The sequence below is a fragment of the Bradyrhizobium sp. sBnM-33 genome (assembly GCF_032917945.1).
Taxonomy (GTDB): domain Bacteria; phylum Pseudomonadota; class Alphaproteobacteria; order Rhizobiales; family Xanthobacteraceae; genus Bradyrhizobium.
Genome location: NZ_CP136624.1, coordinates 6,586,035 through 6,602,107 on the forward strand (window position 1 = coordinate 6,586,035; position 16,073 = coordinate 6,602,107).

The 16,073-nt window shown below is 61.0% G+C and carries 14 protein-coding genes; 8 read left to right on the top strand and 6 right to left on the bottom strand.

The genetic code is table 11. The features are described 5' to 3' along the window. Positions 1-279 precede the first annotated feature (279 nt). The 4 genes from gfa to xoxF5 form a co-directional block, all read right to left on the bottom strand. The gene (gfa, locus tag RX328_RS31100; RefSeq protein WP_213252300.1) at positions 280-849 is read right to left on the bottom strand and encodes an S-(hydroxymethyl)glutathione synthase; all 570 of its coding nucleotides are present in this window, start codon (positions 847-849) and stop codon (positions 280-282) included. Positions 850-883: 34 nt separating this feature from the next. Continuing rightward, on the bottom strand, positions 884-1,990 hold the full coding sequence (locus tag RX328_RS31105; protein ID WP_213252301.1) for an S-(hydroxymethyl)glutathione dehydrogenase/class III alcohol dehydrogenase: 1,107 nt from the start codon (positions 1,988-1,990) through the stop codon (positions 884-886). A 72-nt stretch (positions 1,991-2,062) separates the two neighbouring features. Continuing rightward, positions 2,063-2,524 carry a c-type cytochrome, methanol metabolism-related gene (locus RX328_RS31110; RefSeq protein WP_312018029.1) on the bottom strand — a complete coding sequence of 154 codons (462 nt, stop codon included), beginning with the start codon at positions 2,522-2,524 and terminating at the stop codon, positions 2,063-2,065. A 114-nt stretch (positions 2,525-2,638) separates the two neighbouring features. Further along, the gene (gene xoxF5, locus RX328_RS31115) at positions 2,639-4,444 is read right to left on the bottom strand and encodes a lanthanide-dependent methanol dehydrogenase XoxF5 (RefSeq protein WP_213252303.1); all 1,806 of its coding nucleotides are present in this window, start codon (positions 4,442-4,444) and stop codon (positions 2,639-2,641) included. Between the two features lie 416 nt (positions 4,445-4,860). Here xoxF5 and RX328_RS31120 point away from each other — a divergent pair, with 416 nt between their 5' ends. Further along, the gene (locus RX328_RS31120; RefSeq protein ID WP_213252304.1) at positions 4,861-5,829 is read left to right on the top strand and encodes a helix-turn-helix domain-containing protein; all 969 of its coding nucleotides are present in this window, start codon (positions 4,861-4,863) and stop codon (positions 5,827-5,829) included. Between the two features lie 75 nt (positions 5,830-5,904). Here the strand turns inward: RX328_RS31120 and RX328_RS31125 are convergent, their stop codons facing one another. Together RX328_RS31125 and RX328_RS31130 are read right to left on the bottom strand one after the other, a co-directional pair. Then, positions 5,905-8,337 (bottom strand): TonB-dependent receptor, encoded by a 2,433-nt coding sequence (locus tag RX328_RS31125; RefSeq protein WP_409410815.1) that lies wholly within the window; start codon positions 8,335-8,337, stop codon positions 5,905-5,907. Positions 8,338-8,493: 156 nt separating this feature from the next. After that, complete coding sequence (locus RX328_RS31130; RefSeq protein WP_213252306.1) at positions 8,494-9,846, bottom strand: ATP-binding protein; 1,353 nt, start codon at positions 9,844-9,846, stop codon at positions 8,494-8,496. Positions 9,847-10,014: 168 nt separating this feature from the next. Here RX328_RS31130 and RX328_RS31135 point away from each other — a divergent pair, with 168 nt between their 5' ends. The 7 genes from RX328_RS31135 (at position 10,015) to RX328_RS31165 (ending at position 16,071) form a co-directional block, all read left to right on the top strand. Then, positions 10,015-10,671 carry a response regulator transcription factor gene (locus tag RX328_RS31135; protein WP_213252307.1) on the top strand — a complete coding sequence of 219 codons (657 nt, stop codon included), beginning with the start codon at positions 10,015-10,017 and terminating at the stop codon, positions 10,669-10,671. Further along, complete coding sequence (gene fghA, locus RX328_RS31140) at positions 10,668-11,513, top strand: S-formylglutathione hydrolase (protein WP_213252308.1); 846 nt, start codon at positions 10,668-10,670, stop codon at positions 11,511-11,513. Before RX328_RS31135 ends, fghA begins: the two co-directional genes overlap by 4 nt. A 116-nt stretch (positions 11,514-11,629) precedes the next feature. After that, on the top strand, positions 11,630-12,811 hold the full coding sequence (locus RX328_RS31145; RefSeq protein ID WP_213252309.1) for an ABC transporter substrate-binding protein: 1,182 nt from the start codon (positions 11,630-11,632) through the stop codon (positions 12,809-12,811). 17 nt (positions 12,812-12,828) lie between these two features. Beyond that, on the top strand, positions 12,829-13,800 hold the full coding sequence (locus RX328_RS31150) for a YVTN family beta-propeller repeat protein (protein ID WP_249726520.1): 972 nt from the start codon (positions 12,829-12,831) through the stop codon (positions 13,798-13,800). 68 nt (positions 13,801-13,868) lie between these two features. Then, entirely contained in the window at positions 13,869-14,618 is a 750-nt protein-coding gene (locus RX328_RS31155; RefSeq protein ID WP_213252399.1) for an ABC transporter ATP-binding protein, read from the top strand. Next, positions 14,615-15,463, top strand: coding sequence for an ABC transporter permease (locus tag RX328_RS31160; RefSeq protein WP_213252311.1), 849 nt, complete (start codon positions 14,615-14,617; stop codon positions 15,461-15,463). The genes RX328_RS31155 and RX328_RS31160 overlap by 4 nt, the downstream gene beginning before the upstream one ends. After that, positions 15,460-16,071, top strand: a complete 612-nt coding sequence (locus RX328_RS31165) for a hypothetical protein (protein ID WP_213252312.1) — start codon at positions 15,460-15,462, stop codon at positions 16,069-16,071. Before RX328_RS31160 ends, RX328_RS31165 begins: the two co-directional genes overlap by 4 nt. The last annotated feature ends 2 nt before the right edge of the window (positions 16,072-16,073 follow it).

The window sequence follows — 16,073 nt, forward strand, 5'->3', positions numbered from 1 at the left end:
GAAACAACCATGGCGGCATGGCGACTGCGCGAAGACTTCGAAGGGCTCCGATGTCTGGGGATTAGGCGCGGAACGCACCGCCGGCCCGATCGCTGAAGACTAGCGGCCGGCAGGCCTGCTCACCTGTCGGCCCAACGGAAAGGCATGGGACCGCCTCGCCATACTCTCAGAGCGCGGTTGCGCTGACTGCCATCAGCGCAACTTTGCCTATCGTGCGAGCTCAGGCAGGTGCCCGCTGCAAGCCGGTTTGCTCAAGCAGCCTTGTTCAAGCAGCCTTGTTCAAGCAGCCCTGGCCTTGGACTTGGCCACGTGGCTTGAGATCGCATCCATCAAGGGCGGCGACAGGCAATCATACGGCTCCAGTCCGAGTTCCTTCAGCCGGGCCCTTATGCCGTCCATCTCGCTCGGTTGGACGCCGGACTCCAGCACGGACGACACGAACGCCGCAAACCCCGGAGCTGCCCACCCGCCTTCCTGGAACAGCTCGGGATGGATGAAGTCGAGGCCGTAGAACGGATGCCCCGTGTTCTCGATCCGGCCGTACATATGCGTCCCGCAAGCCTGGCAAGCGTAACGCTGAATCGCCGCCGCCGAGTCGACGATCTGCAGCTTGTCGCCGTTCTCGATGACTTTCACATTGTCGCGCGGGACCACGGCGACAACGGAGAAGGTCGCCCCTTCGGGCTTCCAGCATTTGGTGCAGCCGCAGGCGTGGTTGTGGGCCACGTCGCCCTTGATGGCAACCTTGACCGGCCTGTCCGCGCATTTGCAGACCAGGGTGCCACCGGCGAAGTTGCCCGTCCCCTGCTTTACGCCGCTGTCAATCAATGGGTGGATATGAACAGTCATAGGCCTATCCTCCTTGTGCTTGAAGTTCCCCGATTCAGAACACGACAACCGAACGGATCGACTTGCCTTCGTGCATGAGGTCGAATCCCTTGTTGATCTCCTCCAGCTTAAGGACGTGGGTGATCATCGGATCGATCTCGATCTTTCCGTTCATGTACCAGTCGACGATTTTCGGCACATCCGTGCGGCCGCGCGCGCCGCCAAACGCCGTGCCCTTCCAGACGCGGCCGGTCACGAGCTGGAACGGCCGGGTGGCGATTTCCTTGCCGGCCTCCGCGACCCCGATAATGACCGAGACGCCCCAGCCGCGGTGGCACGCTTCGAGCGCCTGTCGCATCACGCCGGTATTTCCGGTGCAGTCGAAGGTGTAGTCGGCGCCGCCGTCGGTAAGCCCAACCAGATGCTGGACGATATCGCTGACCTTGGTCGGGTTGACGAAATGGGTCATGCCGAAACGGCGGCCCCAATCCTCCTTGGAATCGTTGATGTCGACGCCGACGATCTTGTCGGCGCCCACCATCTTCGCACCCTGGATGACGTTGAGCCCGATGCCGCCGAGACCGAACACCACGACGTTGGCGCCCGGGGTCACCTTGGCGGTATTGACCACGGCGCCAACGCCCGTCGTCACCCCGCAACCGATGTAACAGCTCTTGTCGAAGGGCGCGTCCTCGCGGATCTTTGCCACCGCGATCTCCGGCAGCACGGTAAAGTTCGAAAACGTCGAGCAGCCCATGTAGTGAAAGATCGGCTTGCCCTGATAGCTGAAGCGCGAGGTGCCGTCCGGCATCACGCCCTTCCCCTGCGTTGCGCGAATAGCTGTGCAAAGGTTGGTCTTGCCGCTCAGACAGCTTTTGCACTGACGGCATTCCGGCGTGTAGAGCGGAATCACGTGATCGCCGGTCTTGACCGACGTCACGCCCGGCCCGACTTCGCGGACGACGCCTGCACCCTCATGACCGAGTATCGAAGGAAAGATTCCTTCGCTGTCGAATCCGTCGAGTGTGTAGGCGTCGGTGTGGCAGATTCCGGTGGCCTTGATTTCGACGAGGACCTCGCCGGCCTTCGGGCCTTCCAGGTCGACCTCGACAATTTCAAGCGGCTTCTTGGCTTCGAATGCGACAGCAGCGCGGGTCTTCATCGTAAACTCCACCTTATCTTTTCAAATCGCTGCACGGGCGTACCAAGACTGCACCTCGCATGTTCGGCATGATCATTTGCTTCCCATGCACGACTTTTCTGTCTCGGTGTACGCGTCGGGTTTGTCTTCCTTCTTCGCAGGGCGGACGCGCCCGACGGCGTCATGGGCGCGGGCACGCAGATACACATAAAGGTCGTCCATGTAGCAGGCGACATTGGGATTGTCGCCGAGGGCTGGCATGACGGAATTGCCGCTCTTGCGGCCGCTCGCGACGACCGAGACGAAGTCGCCGTAGCTCATCGTCTTCAGCGACTCCTGTAACGCCGGCGCATAGGTCGATCCCATCCCGTCAGGGCCATGGCAGACGTGGCATTCGGAATGATAGCGACGGTATCCGGAGTAGGTGTACCAATCGACCGTGCCATCGGCCCCGACTTTGTAGGTCGGGTTTCCTTCCTTGTCGAAATACTTGCCGTCCTCGGTCTTGACCGCGGCAGCATCATCCGCAGCGAAGGCAACTGTTCCCGGCGCCACGAACGTGAGAGTGGCCGCAATCAACCAGATTTTACGCAAGAGTTCATCCTTGATATTCGTTGCAGACCAACCGACGCGTGGAACGAGCCACGCGCCGAATGAGGTGGTCCTGCTTTACTGTGGCAGCGCGAACACCGTGAGGGTGCCGCCCAGTGCGGTATAGTTGCTCAGCGCGGCATAGCCACCGACGGCACCGAGACCCGCAGTCGGATCGGTCAGACCTGCGGCAAGGCCGATACCCGCCCAGCCGCCGACGCCGGACAGCACGGCCACATACTGCCTGCCGCCCTGCTCATAGGTGTTGACGTTGCCGATGATGCCCGACGGTGTCTTGAACTTGTAGAGCTCCTTGCCGGTCTTGGCGTCGACCGCCTTCAGGAAGCCCTCCAGCGTTCCGTAGAACACCACGCCGCCAGCGGTCGCGAGCGCTCCCGACCATACCGAGAACGGCTCCTTGTTCGACCACAGGATCTTGCCGGTCTTGTTGTCCCAAGCGATGAAGTTGCCCATGTGGGTTTCGCCGGGAGGCGGATACATCGAGAGCGTCGCGCCCACATAGGGCTGACCCGCCGTGTAGCTCACCTTGAACGGCTCATAGTCCATGCAGACGTGGTTGGTCGGCACGTAGAACATCTGCGTATCTGGCGAGTAAGCCGCCGGTTGCTGATCCTTGGTACCGAGCGCCGCCGGGCAGATACCCTTGACGTTTACGTCCTCACCAGCCTTGTCCGTCGAGTACTGGTCGACCACCTTCGGTCGGCCGTAGGTGGGCGAGTTCTTGTTCATGTCGACGCCGGTGGTCCAGTTAACCTTCGGGTCGTACTTCTCGGCCACCAGCAGTTCACCGCTTTCGCGATCCATCGTATAGGCGAGGCCGTTGCGGTCGAAATGGGTCAGCAGCTTGCGAGGCTGGCCATTGAACGGCTGATCGGTAAGGATCATTTCGTTGACGCCGTCATAGTCCCATTCGTCGTGAGGCGTCATCTGATAGACCCACTTGGCCGTTCCGTCGTCGGCATTACGCGCGAAGATGGTCATCGACCACTTGTTGTCGCCGGGACGCTGTTTCGGATTCCAGGTCGAGGGATTTCCCGAACCGTAGTAGACGAGGTTCAGGCTGGGATCATAGGACATCCAGCCCCATGTGCAGCCGCCACCAATCTTCCACTGGTCGCCCTGCCAGGTTTTGAGGCTCGAGTCCTTGCCGACCGGCTTGCCGAGCTCGGTGGTCTTCACGGGATCCACCTTGATCATATCGTCCGGCCCCTCCGAGTAGGCGCGCCAGACCTGCTTGCCACTCTTGAGGTCGTAAGCCGTAACGTGGCAATGCACGCCGAACTCGCCTCCCGAGATACCGATTAGAACCTTGTCCTTGACGACCAGCGGCGAAGAAGTGCCCGTCTCGCCTTTGGCGGGGTCGCCGTTCTTTGTGGTCCACTCCACCTTGCCGGTCTTGGCATCGAGGGCGACCAGCGTGGTGTCGGCCTGGTGCAGGAAGATCTTGCCGTCGCCATAGGCTACGCCGCGATTCACCGTGTCGCAGCACATCACCGGAATGACGTTCGGATCCTGCTTCGGCTCGTACTTCCAGACGATCTTGTTATCCTGCGAAAGGTCAAGAGCATAGACCTTGTTGGGGAACGGCGTATGGACGTACATCATGTTGCCGATGATGAGCGGCCCGCCTTCGTGGCCGCGCAGCACGCCGGTCGAGAACGTCCATGCGACCTGCAGCTTGCCGACATTGGATGCGTTGATCTGGTTAAGCTTCGAGTAGCGTGTATTGGCGTAGTCGCCGGCCGGCTGCACCCAGTCCTTTGGGTTCTGCGACATCTTGATCAGTTCTTCGTTGGCGTGTGCGACGCCGACAACGAATGTCGCCATAGCGCCAAGACAGGCTGCGGATAGCACCTTGCGCATAGTGGTTTCCTCCAGGATACGAGTTATGGGTTTCCGCCGAAACGGCCCATTCTTCCATTATGGTCCCTATTCCTATCCCGTCCGGAAATGGGAAACTTGCCCAAGAGCGAAGCGCGTTTGCTCAATAGCGAAACCCAATTGAATTTTTTAAATTTCGCCTTGGCGCGCGGTTTCGGCTCTGCCGTGATGCTGCGAAGCGTCATGCCGTGGGCGTGTTCCCCCGGTCTTTCCTGCGCGACTCTCGATCTAGGTTTCCCTTGACGCCGCCGAAACTAAGTTGGAGGATTGTCAAAGGGATATTGGGAAGAATCTGCGCGACTTCCCTCACGACTGCCTAAATTGGGTCCAAATGTCGCAACCATTTGACCGACGCCTCGGCGAAGGTTGCAGCCTGTTCTCAAATCGGTGGCTGGGCAATGTCTGACACAGTCCGTTCACTCAGCACTTCCGGGTTGGCACCAAAGAAGCAGATCCAAACTTGGTCAGATGCACTGACCGATCTATGTGGCCAGTTTGACGTCGATCCGCTGGAAGGTTCCTCGCTGGAGGGGCGGATAAATTACACGACCGTCTCGCAGCTCAAACTCTGTCAGATCGAGGCCAGCCAGCATCGTATCGCGCACACGGTCTCGGGCACAAAGCTGAGCGAACATCCCTACGTCAAGATACTGTTCCAAACCTACGGCATCTCGCATTTCGAACAGAACGGCCGTCGCATCGACATCATGCCTGGCGATTGTCTTGCCTATGACGTCTCCTGTCCGCACACGATCGTCAGCCCCTCGCTGACGCGGCACGAGGTCGTGATCGTCCCCAAGGAGCTGCTTCACGAACGCGGCTTCCGCACGGCGAAGATGTTGCCTTGCAAGCTCTCCGCGCGCAACGGCACTGGCCGCATCGCCTACGACTTCGTGCACACCGCGTTTGATGAAGCAAAGAGACTGTCGCCGCACAACGCCATCGGCGTCGCCGATTCGCTCATCGATCTCTTGCTGTTGCCGCTGCGCGAGGCCGACACGATGTTCGACCGCGTCGGTCCCGAAGCGATGTACATTCGCGCGCAGGCCTTCATCCGGGAACATTTGCGCGACCCGGATCTTTGCATCGACCAGATCTCGGCAGCATTGGGCTGCACCAAGCGCTATCTGCACATGCTGTTCAGCGACAAGGGCATGACCGTCAGCGATTACATCTGGCGGGCGAGACTGCTGCACTGCCGACAGGAGCTGGAGACCCAGAACGGAAAGACGATCACGGATGTCGCATTTTCGTGGGGCTTCTCGAGTTCGTCGCACTTCAGCCGCGTGTTCCGGAAGCATTTTGGCTTCGTTCCGTCCGCGATCCACAAGGCGCACTGCGTCGATCCGGCGACGGATGCTTCCTGACGAGAACGTCGAAGCCGCGCTGACTTCGTGTCCTCCCGCAGTCTCGATCGCGATGGTTGCCTCGCGACAAATAAACTAGAAAGTTGCCTTCAGCCCCGCATAGAAGGCGCGCGGCCGCGCCGGGCTCACCGTGCGAGGGTCGGTGAAATCCGCGCCGCCGTTGGCGAAATTCGGTATGTCTCCGGTCTCGAAGAACGTCCCGTAGGTCGCATAGCGATTGTCGAAGATATTGTCGACGCGGCCGTAAATCTGAAACGTCTTGTTGATCTGATACGAGGCGTGCAGGTTGAAAACCGAATACCCCGGCAGCCTCGCCGCCTGGTTGGATTCATCGCCCACAAAATACTGGCTGCCGACGAACAGCGCATCGGCACCGAGCTTGAAGGCGTCGGTGACCGAATAGTCGATGCCAACCTTGACCCGGTTGCGAGGTATCGCCGGAATTCGATTGCCCGGCAGGACCTGGACTACACCGTCAACGGCGAACGGGCTATTGGAGCCGATCTGCAGGGCGTCGAGAAAGCGCGCATCTACGAGGGCATAGCTGGCATAAAGTTGCAGCGTCTTCGACGTCAGATTGACCTGAGCCTCAATGCCCTGGCGCCGCGTCCTGCCCACGTTCTGGAAATAGCCAAACCCCTGAAACTCCGGACTGGGAATCGCCAGAATGTCATCGGCATTCGTCGCGCGGAACGCGCCGACCTTCCACCCGAGCGTTCCGATATTCAGCTCCTTGGTACCGCGCAGACCGGCCTCAACAGTGCGAGATACAACCTGCTTCAGAGGCGGGTCCGCGATCAGGAAGGCCGCGATGAGACAGGGGCGCGCGGGGTCGGCGCATGCGAGTTCCAACGGGGTCGGTGCGCGATTGGCTTCGGAATAGCCGGCATAGGCCGTCAGTTCCGGCGTAATCTTGTAGGTGCCGCCGATCATCGGATTGAAGCGGCTGAAGGTATGATTGCCGTTGAGCGCGGTGCCGATCTGATCCTGAAGGACGATGTTTGCATAGTTGAACCGGCCGCCGCCCGAGATAGAGAACGCGTCCGTGACGTCGAACGTGTCGAGCGCATAGACGCCGGTGTACCGGTTGGTGGCGCGGAGCGAGACCGGGCCGATGGATACGGGCTCACCGGACGGGCCGAGGAATATGCCGCTGCCGCTGACGACGTAGTTCGAGCCGATCGTGCCCAGTTCCGCGCTGGCTCCGAAGCGGGTGACGCCAGAATCAAAACTGGTGCCAATCATGAACTGGTTGTTGTGGCCGAACAGCTGGTCGGTGTTGGTTGCCTGCAGGGTCGCCCCTGTCGTCGTCGAACGGGTTGTGGTCCGATCGATCTGCCCCAGCACTGCAGTGTCGGGGAACGGATTTGCAAGCTGGACGCCGTTAAGGCCCCTTGCCGGCACGTCATCGTCGTTGAAGCAAAGTAGCCCCGGGTCGGCGGCACATCGCTCCGTCTCGGTCGGGTTTCCGTCCACCGTCTTCTGCCGGTAGGCGCGGACGCGCGCCGAGCCTTCGATCGTCCAGGTCGGCGTCACCTCGACCTTTCCGGTAAAATTGGCGTAGGCAACGCGATTGTCCGTGGTCTGCGGTGTCGTATAGGTCGCCCCCCAATACCTCTGCAGCAGTTCGACCGGCACCGCCGCCGCGGCGCCGAAATTGTTCTTGGCAACGCCCACGTTGAGGTGAAATTCACTGCTATCGGTTCGGTAGCCGACGTCCCCGTAAAAACGGCGAATCGCCGACTCCGAAAAATTGCGATAGCCGTTGTCACGCACGCCTTCGAGCGCGGCATAGACGGAAAAATTGTCGATCTGCTTGCCATACTGCGCCGAGCTCTGGATGCGCCCGAACGAGCCGCCCATCGTGTTGATTTCGGCACCTTGATAGCTGAAGCCGTCTTTCATTAGTACATTGACGGCTCCGCCGAGCGCGTTGAGGCCGAATGCCGGGTTATTGGTCACGACGGTGACCGACCTGATCGCGGCTGTCGGAATCAGATCCCAGTTGACGGTGTCGCCGAACGCCTCGTTGATGCGCACCCCGTTCTGGTAAACTGCCAGTCCCTGAGGTGTGCCGGCCACTGGCGATGCAACGAACCCTCGAAATTGTATGTCAGGCATAAAAGGATTTCCGGTCGTGTCACTTAGGACGATACCCGGCACCTGTTGCTGTAATGTATCTGCGATGTTCAGTGAGCCCGTGCGCGCAATCTGCCCGGCTCCAACCGCATTGATCGCGGCCGGCACCTTATCGACATCCATTCCCGATCGCGCCGTCGGCGTCGGCGCGGTCGGGTAAACATAAACCCTGCGCACATTTCGGGTGGCTCGAGGTGCGGTACTGCCGCGGGCCGGTCTGGCCGCTGGTCTGGCTGATGTCGGCGGGGCGACTACCTCGATGGCGGGCAAGACTTCACTCTCGCCAGATGCGGTTTGGGCCTCGGCACGGTCGATCCCGGGAACCAGGCATAACGAGATTGTCCCGATCACCAGTACGCGTGCGCCCATACCCCCACCCCACTGCATTCCGGCGCATTGGCGATGCCGGTTCGATGCGGACGATACTAGTGAGAAGACATCGACACGCGCTAGCCGCAAAAGGTCGGGTTCCCTAAATGCCCTCCTTCCCGAAGAGATCGGGAAAAATTCCCGATTCGCCATCCATCAATGGTGCGATCCGTGGGGAACGACCGCTTCTACCGTGACGCCCCCGTTGCCGGAGACCACATTCAGCGTACCGCCCAATGCCAGTATTCTCTCGCGCATGCCGGTGAGGCCAAAGCCGAGCTTGTGATCTGGCGCCAAACCACGACCGTTGTCGCTGACGCGCACCAGGGCGCAGCCGCGGCTTCCATTCATTCCTGCGGCCTGTTCGACCGTGACGCTTACGGCGGTCGCGTCGGCGTGGCGGAAGGCGTTCGTCAGGGCCTCCTGGATGATGCGGTAAACCGTCAAGTCGGTGACCTCCCCGGTCTCGTCCGGCGCGCTCGCAATGTTGGCGTCGATGGTTACGTCGGGACGGGACTCACGCCACAAACGCAAGAGCACGCCGAGCGCCTCGCGAAGTCCAAGCTCCGCAAGTCCAACAGGCCGCAGCTTTTCCAGTATCCTGCGATTGAACTGCTGGAGTGCGTTGATCTGCTCCATGATCGCGGTGCCATGCTTGCACAACGCGTCCGCGGTCGGAGTGCGCCCGTCTTCGGAAAGTCGCATCAGGGCGCCGGCGTGGGCACGCAGTGTAAAGAGATAAGGCCCGAATTCGTCATGCAACTCGCGCGCAATCTCCTTGCGTTCCATATCCTGCAGCGAGACCGTGCGCTCGGCGAGCCGCCGCTTGTCTTCGACAGCTTCGCCAAGAGCGCCTGCGAGGTGGTTCAGCTTGGCACAGATCGCCGCCAGTTCGGGCGTGCCGCCGGGCTCGACGCGTGATCCATAGTGGCCCGCCTCGATGCTTGCCATGGTCTGCGAAAGCGCCTGCAGCGGCGCCAGCGCGCGGCCAACCACGACGATCGTAACGAGAAAGAGCGCGATGGCGAGGGCAGAACTAACCGCCAGCTGGGTAACGATTCCATCCCAGATTTCGGCCATTTCGTCGTTCGGATGCGAGGTGATCAGGAGCGACTGCGGCTTTCCGTGGATCGTGATCGGTACGCTCACGGTGGTCGTTTCGGGATGCACGAGCGCGATAAACCATGCTGGCGGCGATCGTTCGTCGCCGCTATCGCCCGAGTGCTCGGCCACGGTTGCATCGCCCTGCCGCGTGATACTGACGTGCCGGAGCTTGCTGAGGTCGTGGACGATCTGATTCAGCCGCGCCTCCGGGTCTGCCGCTTCATTCAGACCGGGAACGATCGTCTCCACGAATTCGCGGGCCAGCCGGATGACGCTTTGATCTTCGGCCCGGACACGGGGCCCCGCCTCCACCACCAGCCGCGCGATGTTGATGGCCAGGCCAAGCGTGAGCCCCAGCGCAAGCAGCAAATTGATCCGCCCGCGCAACGATAATTTCTGCCACATGAGGTTTGCCCCAATCGCGTCGCAATCCGTTCCTCCGCCGAGAGGACCGTTGACAGTGGAAAAACCGACGATCAGATTGAAGCGTACAGCAATCTCGCGGGCGATGCATGACCGGCCAGCCTGACGCGATGCAGCAAGGGATCAAAGCGGCTATCGAGGATCGATGCAATGCGTGTTCTGATCGTCGACGATCATCCCATCGTTGCTTCGGGCTGCCGCACCGTATTTGCCGACGAACCGGAGGTCGTGCTGCTGGAGGCTGCCGACGCGGAGAGCGGCGAACGCGTATTCGTCACTGAGCGCCCCGACATCTGCGTGATCGATATCAACCTTCCGACCGTCTCGGGGTTCGAACTGGCGCGGCGCATTCTTGCGCGCACTGCGTCGGCACGAATCATCATGTTCAGCATGAACGACGATCCGGTCTTCGCCGCGCGCGCCATTGAAATCGGCGCCAAGGGCTATGTCGCGAAGACGGGCGATCCGCAGGATCTCGTCGAGGCCATCCGCGAGGTCGGCAAAGGCGGCGTCTACTTGCCCTCCGCGATGGCGCGAAGCATTGCATTCGCCGGACCCGCTTTCGCTCGCAGCCCACTTGCAAAACTCACTTCGCGGGAAATGGAGATCCTGCGCCTGCTCAGCGCGGGCAAGAGTCTTTCCGAGATCGCGTGGCTGGTTCATTCCTCCTACAAAACCGTTGCCAACACCTCGTCGATCATGCGCCAAAAGCTCGGCGTGCGAACTTCCGCCGAACTGGTGCGGCTGGCAATCGAAAGTGGCATTGGCGTAAGCGCGCCGCACGGCGCCGGAGTAGCAAGACCATGAGCATGCAGACGGTTTCACTGAACAAGGCATATGGCGGAACGCAAGGCGTTTACCGGCACGCCAGCCGCGAAACGCGAACCGACATGACCTTCTCGGTGTATGTCCCGCCGCACGCCGCCGGCACCAGGCCGCCGGTCGTCTGGTATCTCTCGGGCCTGACCTGCACCCACGCCAACGTGACGGAAAAGGGCGAATTCCGCAGCGCCTGCGCCGAACTTGGCCTGATCTTCGTTGCGCCCGACACCAGCCCGCGCGGCGAAGGCGTGCCGGGCGATCCCGCCAATGCCTACGATTTCGGGCTTGGCGCCGGCTTCTATGTCGATGCGACGCAGGAGCCGTTCGCCCGCAATTACCGCATGTGGAGCTATGTCACGGAGGAACTGCCAAAACTGGTTGCCGAAAACTTTCCAGTCGACACAAGCCGGCAATCCATTCTTGGCCATTCCATGGGCGGCCACGGCGCACTGACGATCGCTTTGCGCCATCCCGGCCGTTACCGCGCTGCCAGTGCCTTTGCGCCGATTGTCGCACCCTCGCAGGTGCCATGGGGCATCAAGGCGCTCGGCGGTTATCTCGGCACCGATCGGCAAGCATGGCGCAGGCACGATGCGGTAGCGCTGATCGAGGACGGCGCCAGATTATCCGATCTGCTGGTCGACTATGGCGATGCCGATCAGTTTCTGACCGAACAGCTCCGCCCGGAGCTGCTGCAGGGCGCGTGCGAGAAAGCCAAGATCCCCCTCACCTTGCGCCGACAGCCTGGCTATGACCACAGCTACTACTTTATCTCCACATTCATGGGCGATCATCTGCGTTGGCACGCCGAGCGCCTGAAGGGCTGAAGCGGCGTGATGCCGCCCCAACGGAGAATTGGGTTGCAAGCCAATACAATTCGGTCATGGTTCAAGCCAAAGGCTTTCCACGTGGCGGCGTGAAAAAGGCCTGTCAGGGAGGAACTATGATCCGATGCTTGGTCGCTGCAATCGGCTTGAGCATTGCAGCTACCTCCGTGCTCGCGGCCGCCCCCATCGAGATCGGCGTCGGCTATCTTGGCCGCGCCGGCATCAAGGCGAAATTATCCCTCGTCGAACTGCCGGCGGAGAATGACGGGCTTGCAGGCGCACGCCTCGCCATCGACGACAACAACACCACGGGCAAGTTCCTCAATCAGCGCTTCACGTTGGAAGAGGTCCGGCTCAAAGACGATGAGGACGTCGCGAAGGCGGCGGCGGCGCTTGCCGAGCGCACCAGCTTCATCATTGCCGACCTTCCGGCAGACGACCTGCTGAAGGCCGCCAACGCGCTTCGCGAAGGTGGGACGTTGCTATTGAACGCCGGAGCAATCGACGATCGCCTGCGCGAGCAGGATTGCCGCGCTAACGTGATCCATGTCGCGCCGACGCGCTCGATGCTTGCGGATGCGCTCGCGCAATATCTGGTGTGGAAGCAATGGAAGCGCTGGTTGCTCGTGGTCGGCTCGCATGATCAGGACAAGCTCTACGCCGACGCACTGCGGCGCGCGGCCAAGCGCTTCGGCGCTAAGATCGTTGAGGAGCGAACCTTTGAAGATACCGGCGGCGCGCGCCGCACAGACAGTGGCGTCACTCTGATCCAGCGGCAAATGCCGGTATTCACCCAGCAAGCACCGACCTATGACGTCCTCGTGGCAGCCGACGAAAGCGAGGTGTTCGCGTCCTACCTGCCCTATCGCACCTGGGATCCGCGCCCGGTTGCCGGTTCGGCGGGCCTTGTTCCGACAAGTTGGCACGCCGCGCAAGATCAGTGGGGCGCGATCCAGATTCAGAACCGATTTGCCAAACTGAACTCGCGACACATGAGCGCATTGGACATGCAGGCCTGGACGGCAGCACGCATGGTCGGTGAAGCTGCGTCGCGCACGAAGTCCGGCGACCCAAAGGCGGTGTCGGATTTTCTTAGAGGGAAAGACTTTTCCGTTGCTGCGTTCAAAGGCCGGCGGTTGACGCTGCGGGACTGGAATTTGCAGCTTCGCCAGCCGATCCTGCTGGTCGATGGACGCATGGTGGTCTCGGTTTCGCCGCAGGACGGATTCCTCCACCAGGTCTCGGAGCTCGACACGCTTGGCTTTGATCGACCGGAAACCAAATGCAGGTTGAATTGAAGGAGGATGGATTGCATATGTGGCGTCATTGCCTGCTTTTCGGGGTGGCTGGATGGCTAGCGGTGGTGACGCCAGCATCGGCCTTCATCGCCTATGTATCCAACGAGAAGAGCAACACCGTATCGGTGATCGATACGAACAGTTGGACGGTTACCAAGACCATCAAGGTTGGCCAGCGGCCACGCGGCATCGAATTCACCAGGGACGGCAAATTTGTGTTCGTGGCGGTTGGCGACGACGACAGCATTCAGGTCATCGACGTTGCCAAGCAGGAAGTAGTCGACACCCTCCCCTCCGGCCCGGACCCCGAACTGTTCGCCCTAGATGCTGACGGCAAGATCCTCTACGTCGCCAACGAAAACGACAACACGGCGACCATCATCGATGTGGAGAAGCGCGCCCGTCTCGGCGAAATCCAGGTCGGCGTCGAGCCCGAGGGCATGGCGATCAGCCCGGACGGCAAAATCCTGATCAATACGTCCGAAACGACCAACATGGCGCATTTTATCGACACCACGACGCGCCAGATCGTCGCCAACGTTCTGGTCGATGCGCGCCCGCGCTTCGCCGAGTTCAAGCGTGACAATTCGGAAGTGTGGGTATCATCGGAGATCGGCGGCACCATTTCGGTGATCGACCCGGTCAAACGGGAGGTGATGAAGAAGATTACATTCGAAATTCCCGGCTTGCGGAGCGAAGCCATCCAGCCGGTCGGCATCGGCATGACCAAGGATGGCAAGACCGCTTTCGTCGCGCTCGGCCCAGCTAATCGCATCGCGGTCGTCGATGCCACCAGCCACAAGGTCACCAAATATCTGCTCGTGGGTCAGCGTGTCTGGCACGTGGCATTCACCCCGGACGAAAAATATCTGATGGTCACCAATGGCGTATCGAACGATGTCTCGGTGATCGACGTTGCCGCGCAGAAGGTCATCAAGACAATTCAAGTCGGCGAACTGCCCTGGGGTATCACGATTGCGCAACCATGACGGCCACTGACGCATTTTCCACCGGTCAGAACATGCGGGACATCTCTTCCCGGCCCGAGGCCGCAGATATGCCTGCATTGTCGATCGATGGCGTCAGCCATTCCTATGGCGCCCGACAAGCGCTGATCGACGTCGGCTTCACCGTCGCACCGGCAAGTTTCACGGCGTTGCTTGGCCTCAATGGTGCCGGCAAGAGCACGCTGTTCTCGCTGATCACGCGGCTTTTTGGAATTCAGCGCGGTCATATCGGGATTTTCGGTCACGATATCGCGCAAGCGCCCGGCGAAGCCTTGCGGCTCCTCGGCGTGGTATTTCAGCCCCGCACGCTCGATCTCGACCTTTCGGTGATGCAGAACCTGCTTTATCACGCCGCTCTCCACGGCATTGCCAGGCGCGACGCCCGCGCGCGCAGTGGCGAGGTGCTGGCCCGTATCGGCCTTGCAGACCGCGCCGGCAGCAAGGTGCGCGACCTCTCCGGCGGCCAGATGCGACGACTGGAAATCGCGCGGGCGCTGCTGCACCGGCCGCGCCTCCTCCTACTCGACGAGGCAACCGTCGGCCTCGACGTCAAGGCGCGCGCCGACATTCTGAGCCACGTGCGCCAGCTCGTTGCCGAACAGGGAATTAGCGTGTTGTGGGCGACGCATCTGTTCGACGAGATCGGCTCGACTGATGATCTCGTTGTCCTGCATCAAGGCCGGGTATTGGCCCGAGGCAAGGTTGCGCAGGTTATCGCCGACGCCGGCGGTAACGATATCAACACGGCGTTCATGCGGCTGACCGGCTCCGCCGCGCAAAGCGGGAGCCCGACGTCATGACATCGGTAACCATAAGGCAAATCCGGAGCGGCTTCTCGCTCGCCGAATATCTTACCTGCCTGAACGGAATCGTATGGCGCGAGGCGCTTCGCTTTCTGCATCAGCGCGAACGTTTTGTCTCGGCGCTGGTGCGGCCCCTGGTATGGCTCTTCATCTTCGCCGCCGGCTTCCGTCAGGTGCTCGGCCTTTCCATCATCCCGCCCTACGAAACCTACATTCTGTATGAGGTGTATATCGCGCCCGGCCTGATGGCGATGATCCAGCTCTTCAACGGCATGCAGTCCTCGCTCTCGATGGTCTATGACCGCGAGATGGGCAATATGCGGACTTTGCTGGTGAGCCCCCTGCCGCGATGGTTCCTGTTGTCCTGCAAGCTTCTGGCGGGAACCGCGGTCTCGCTGCTCCAGGTCTATGCCTTCCTGTTGATCGCCTGGTTCTGGGATATCGCGCCGCCTCCAACCGGCTACATCACGGTGCTGCCCGCGCTGGTCCTGTCGGGCCTGATGCTCGGCGCGTTGGGCATGCTGATCTCTTCCGGCATCAAGCAGCTCGAGAACTTTGCGGGTGTGATGAACTTTGTCATCTTTCCGATGTTCTTTGCTTCCTCGGCGCTTTATCCGCTGTGGCGCATCCTGGAGAGCAGCCCGATGCTCTACTATGTCTGCCTGTTCAATCCGTTCACGCATGCCGTGGAGCTGATACGTTTTGCGCTGTACGGACAGATGAACTGGATTGCGCTCGCGGTGGTGGGAGGCTGCACGATTACTTTCATGATCGGCGCCATCCTCGCCTACGATCCATCGCGCGGCCTGATCCGCCGCGGACCGGCCGGAGGCGAGACATGAGGTACCGGACTGCGATCGCCGTATTTCTCGCCGTTGCGGCCATGAGCGGGTACGGCCATGCCGCCGATCCGCGCTATCCGGACTGGCCGTGCACGCAGGCCAAGGTACCCGAGATATCCGTCGCCGCGGTGTGGGCAGGCCCGCCACTCGACGACGGCGCCGGCAAGTGGAAGGACGATGCCACGGTCAGCGCGCTGGTCGCGAAGCTCGCGGCAAGGCGAACGCCGCTCGAGGAGGCGCAAAAGGCAATCACGGAATATCTGAACAGTGCAGCCGACAAGACCGCAAGCGGGAAACTCCTGTTTGCCGGCCTGTTTGAATCCCTCAATGCCCAACGCTCCCAGGTGATGAACGGGCTGGAGCGCGTCACCCGCAAGCAGCGCGAGGCAGCGGATAAGATCCGCAACGACACGCTTGCCTTGCAGGCGCTGCAGAGCGAAACGCCGCCCAACCAGGCGAAGATAGACGAGCTCTCAAATCAGCTCGTGTGGCAGACGCGCATCTTCGAAGACCGGCGGAATGTCATCAAATTCGTCTGCGAGGTGCCGACGGCGATCGACCAGCGGCTGTTCGCCCTCGGGCGAACGATTCAGCAGGAGATCGAATAGTC

Coding starts and splice junctions, on each gene's coding strand:
- gfa (WP_213252300.1), bottom strand. CDS start 849: ATGACTGTTCATATCCACCCATTGATTGACAGCGGCGTAAAGCAGGGG.
- RX328_RS31105 (WP_213252301.1), bottom strand. CDS start 1,990: ATGAAGACCCGCGCTGCTGTCGCATTCGAAGCCAAGAAGCCGCTTGAA.
- xoxF5 (WP_213252303.1), bottom strand. CDS start 4,444: ATGCGCAAGGTGCTATCCGCAGCCTGTCTTGGCGCTATGGCGACATTC.
- RX328_RS31120 (WP_213252304.1), top strand. CDS start 4,861: ATGTCTGACACAGTCCGTTCACTCAGCACTTCCGGGTTGGCACCAAAG.
- RX328_RS31125 (WP_409410815.1), bottom strand. CDS start 8,337: ATGGGCGCACGCGTACTGGTGATCGGGACAATCTCGTTATGCCTGGTT.
- RX328_RS31130 (WP_213252306.1), bottom strand. CDS start 9,846: ATGTGGCAGAAATTATCGTTGCGCGGGCGGATCAATTTGCTGCTTGCG.
- RX328_RS31135 (WP_213252307.1), top strand. CDS start 10,015: ATGCGTGTTCTGATCGTCGACGATCATCCCATCGTTGCTTCGGGCTGC.
- fghA (WP_213252308.1), top strand. CDS start 10,668: ATGAGCATGCAGACGGTTTCACTGAACAAGGCATATGGCGGAACGCAA.
- RX328_RS31145 (WP_213252309.1), top strand. CDS start 11,630: ATGATCCGATGCTTGGTCGCTGCAATCGGCTTGAGCATTGCAGCTACC.
- RX328_RS31150 (WP_249726520.1), top strand. CDS start 12,829: ATGTGGCGTCATTGCCTGCTTTTCGGGGTGGCTGGATGGCTAGCGGTG.
- RX328_RS31155 (WP_213252399.1), top strand. CDS start 13,869: ATGCCTGCATTGTCGATCGATGGCGTCAGCCATTCCTATGGCGCCCGA.
- RX328_RS31160 (WP_213252311.1), top strand. CDS start 14,615: ATGACATCGGTAACCATAAGGCAAATCCGGAGCGGCTTCTCGCTCGCC.
- RX328_RS31165 (WP_213252312.1), top strand. CDS start 15,460: ATGAGGTACCGGACTGCGATCGCCGTATTTCTCGCCGTTGCGGCCATG.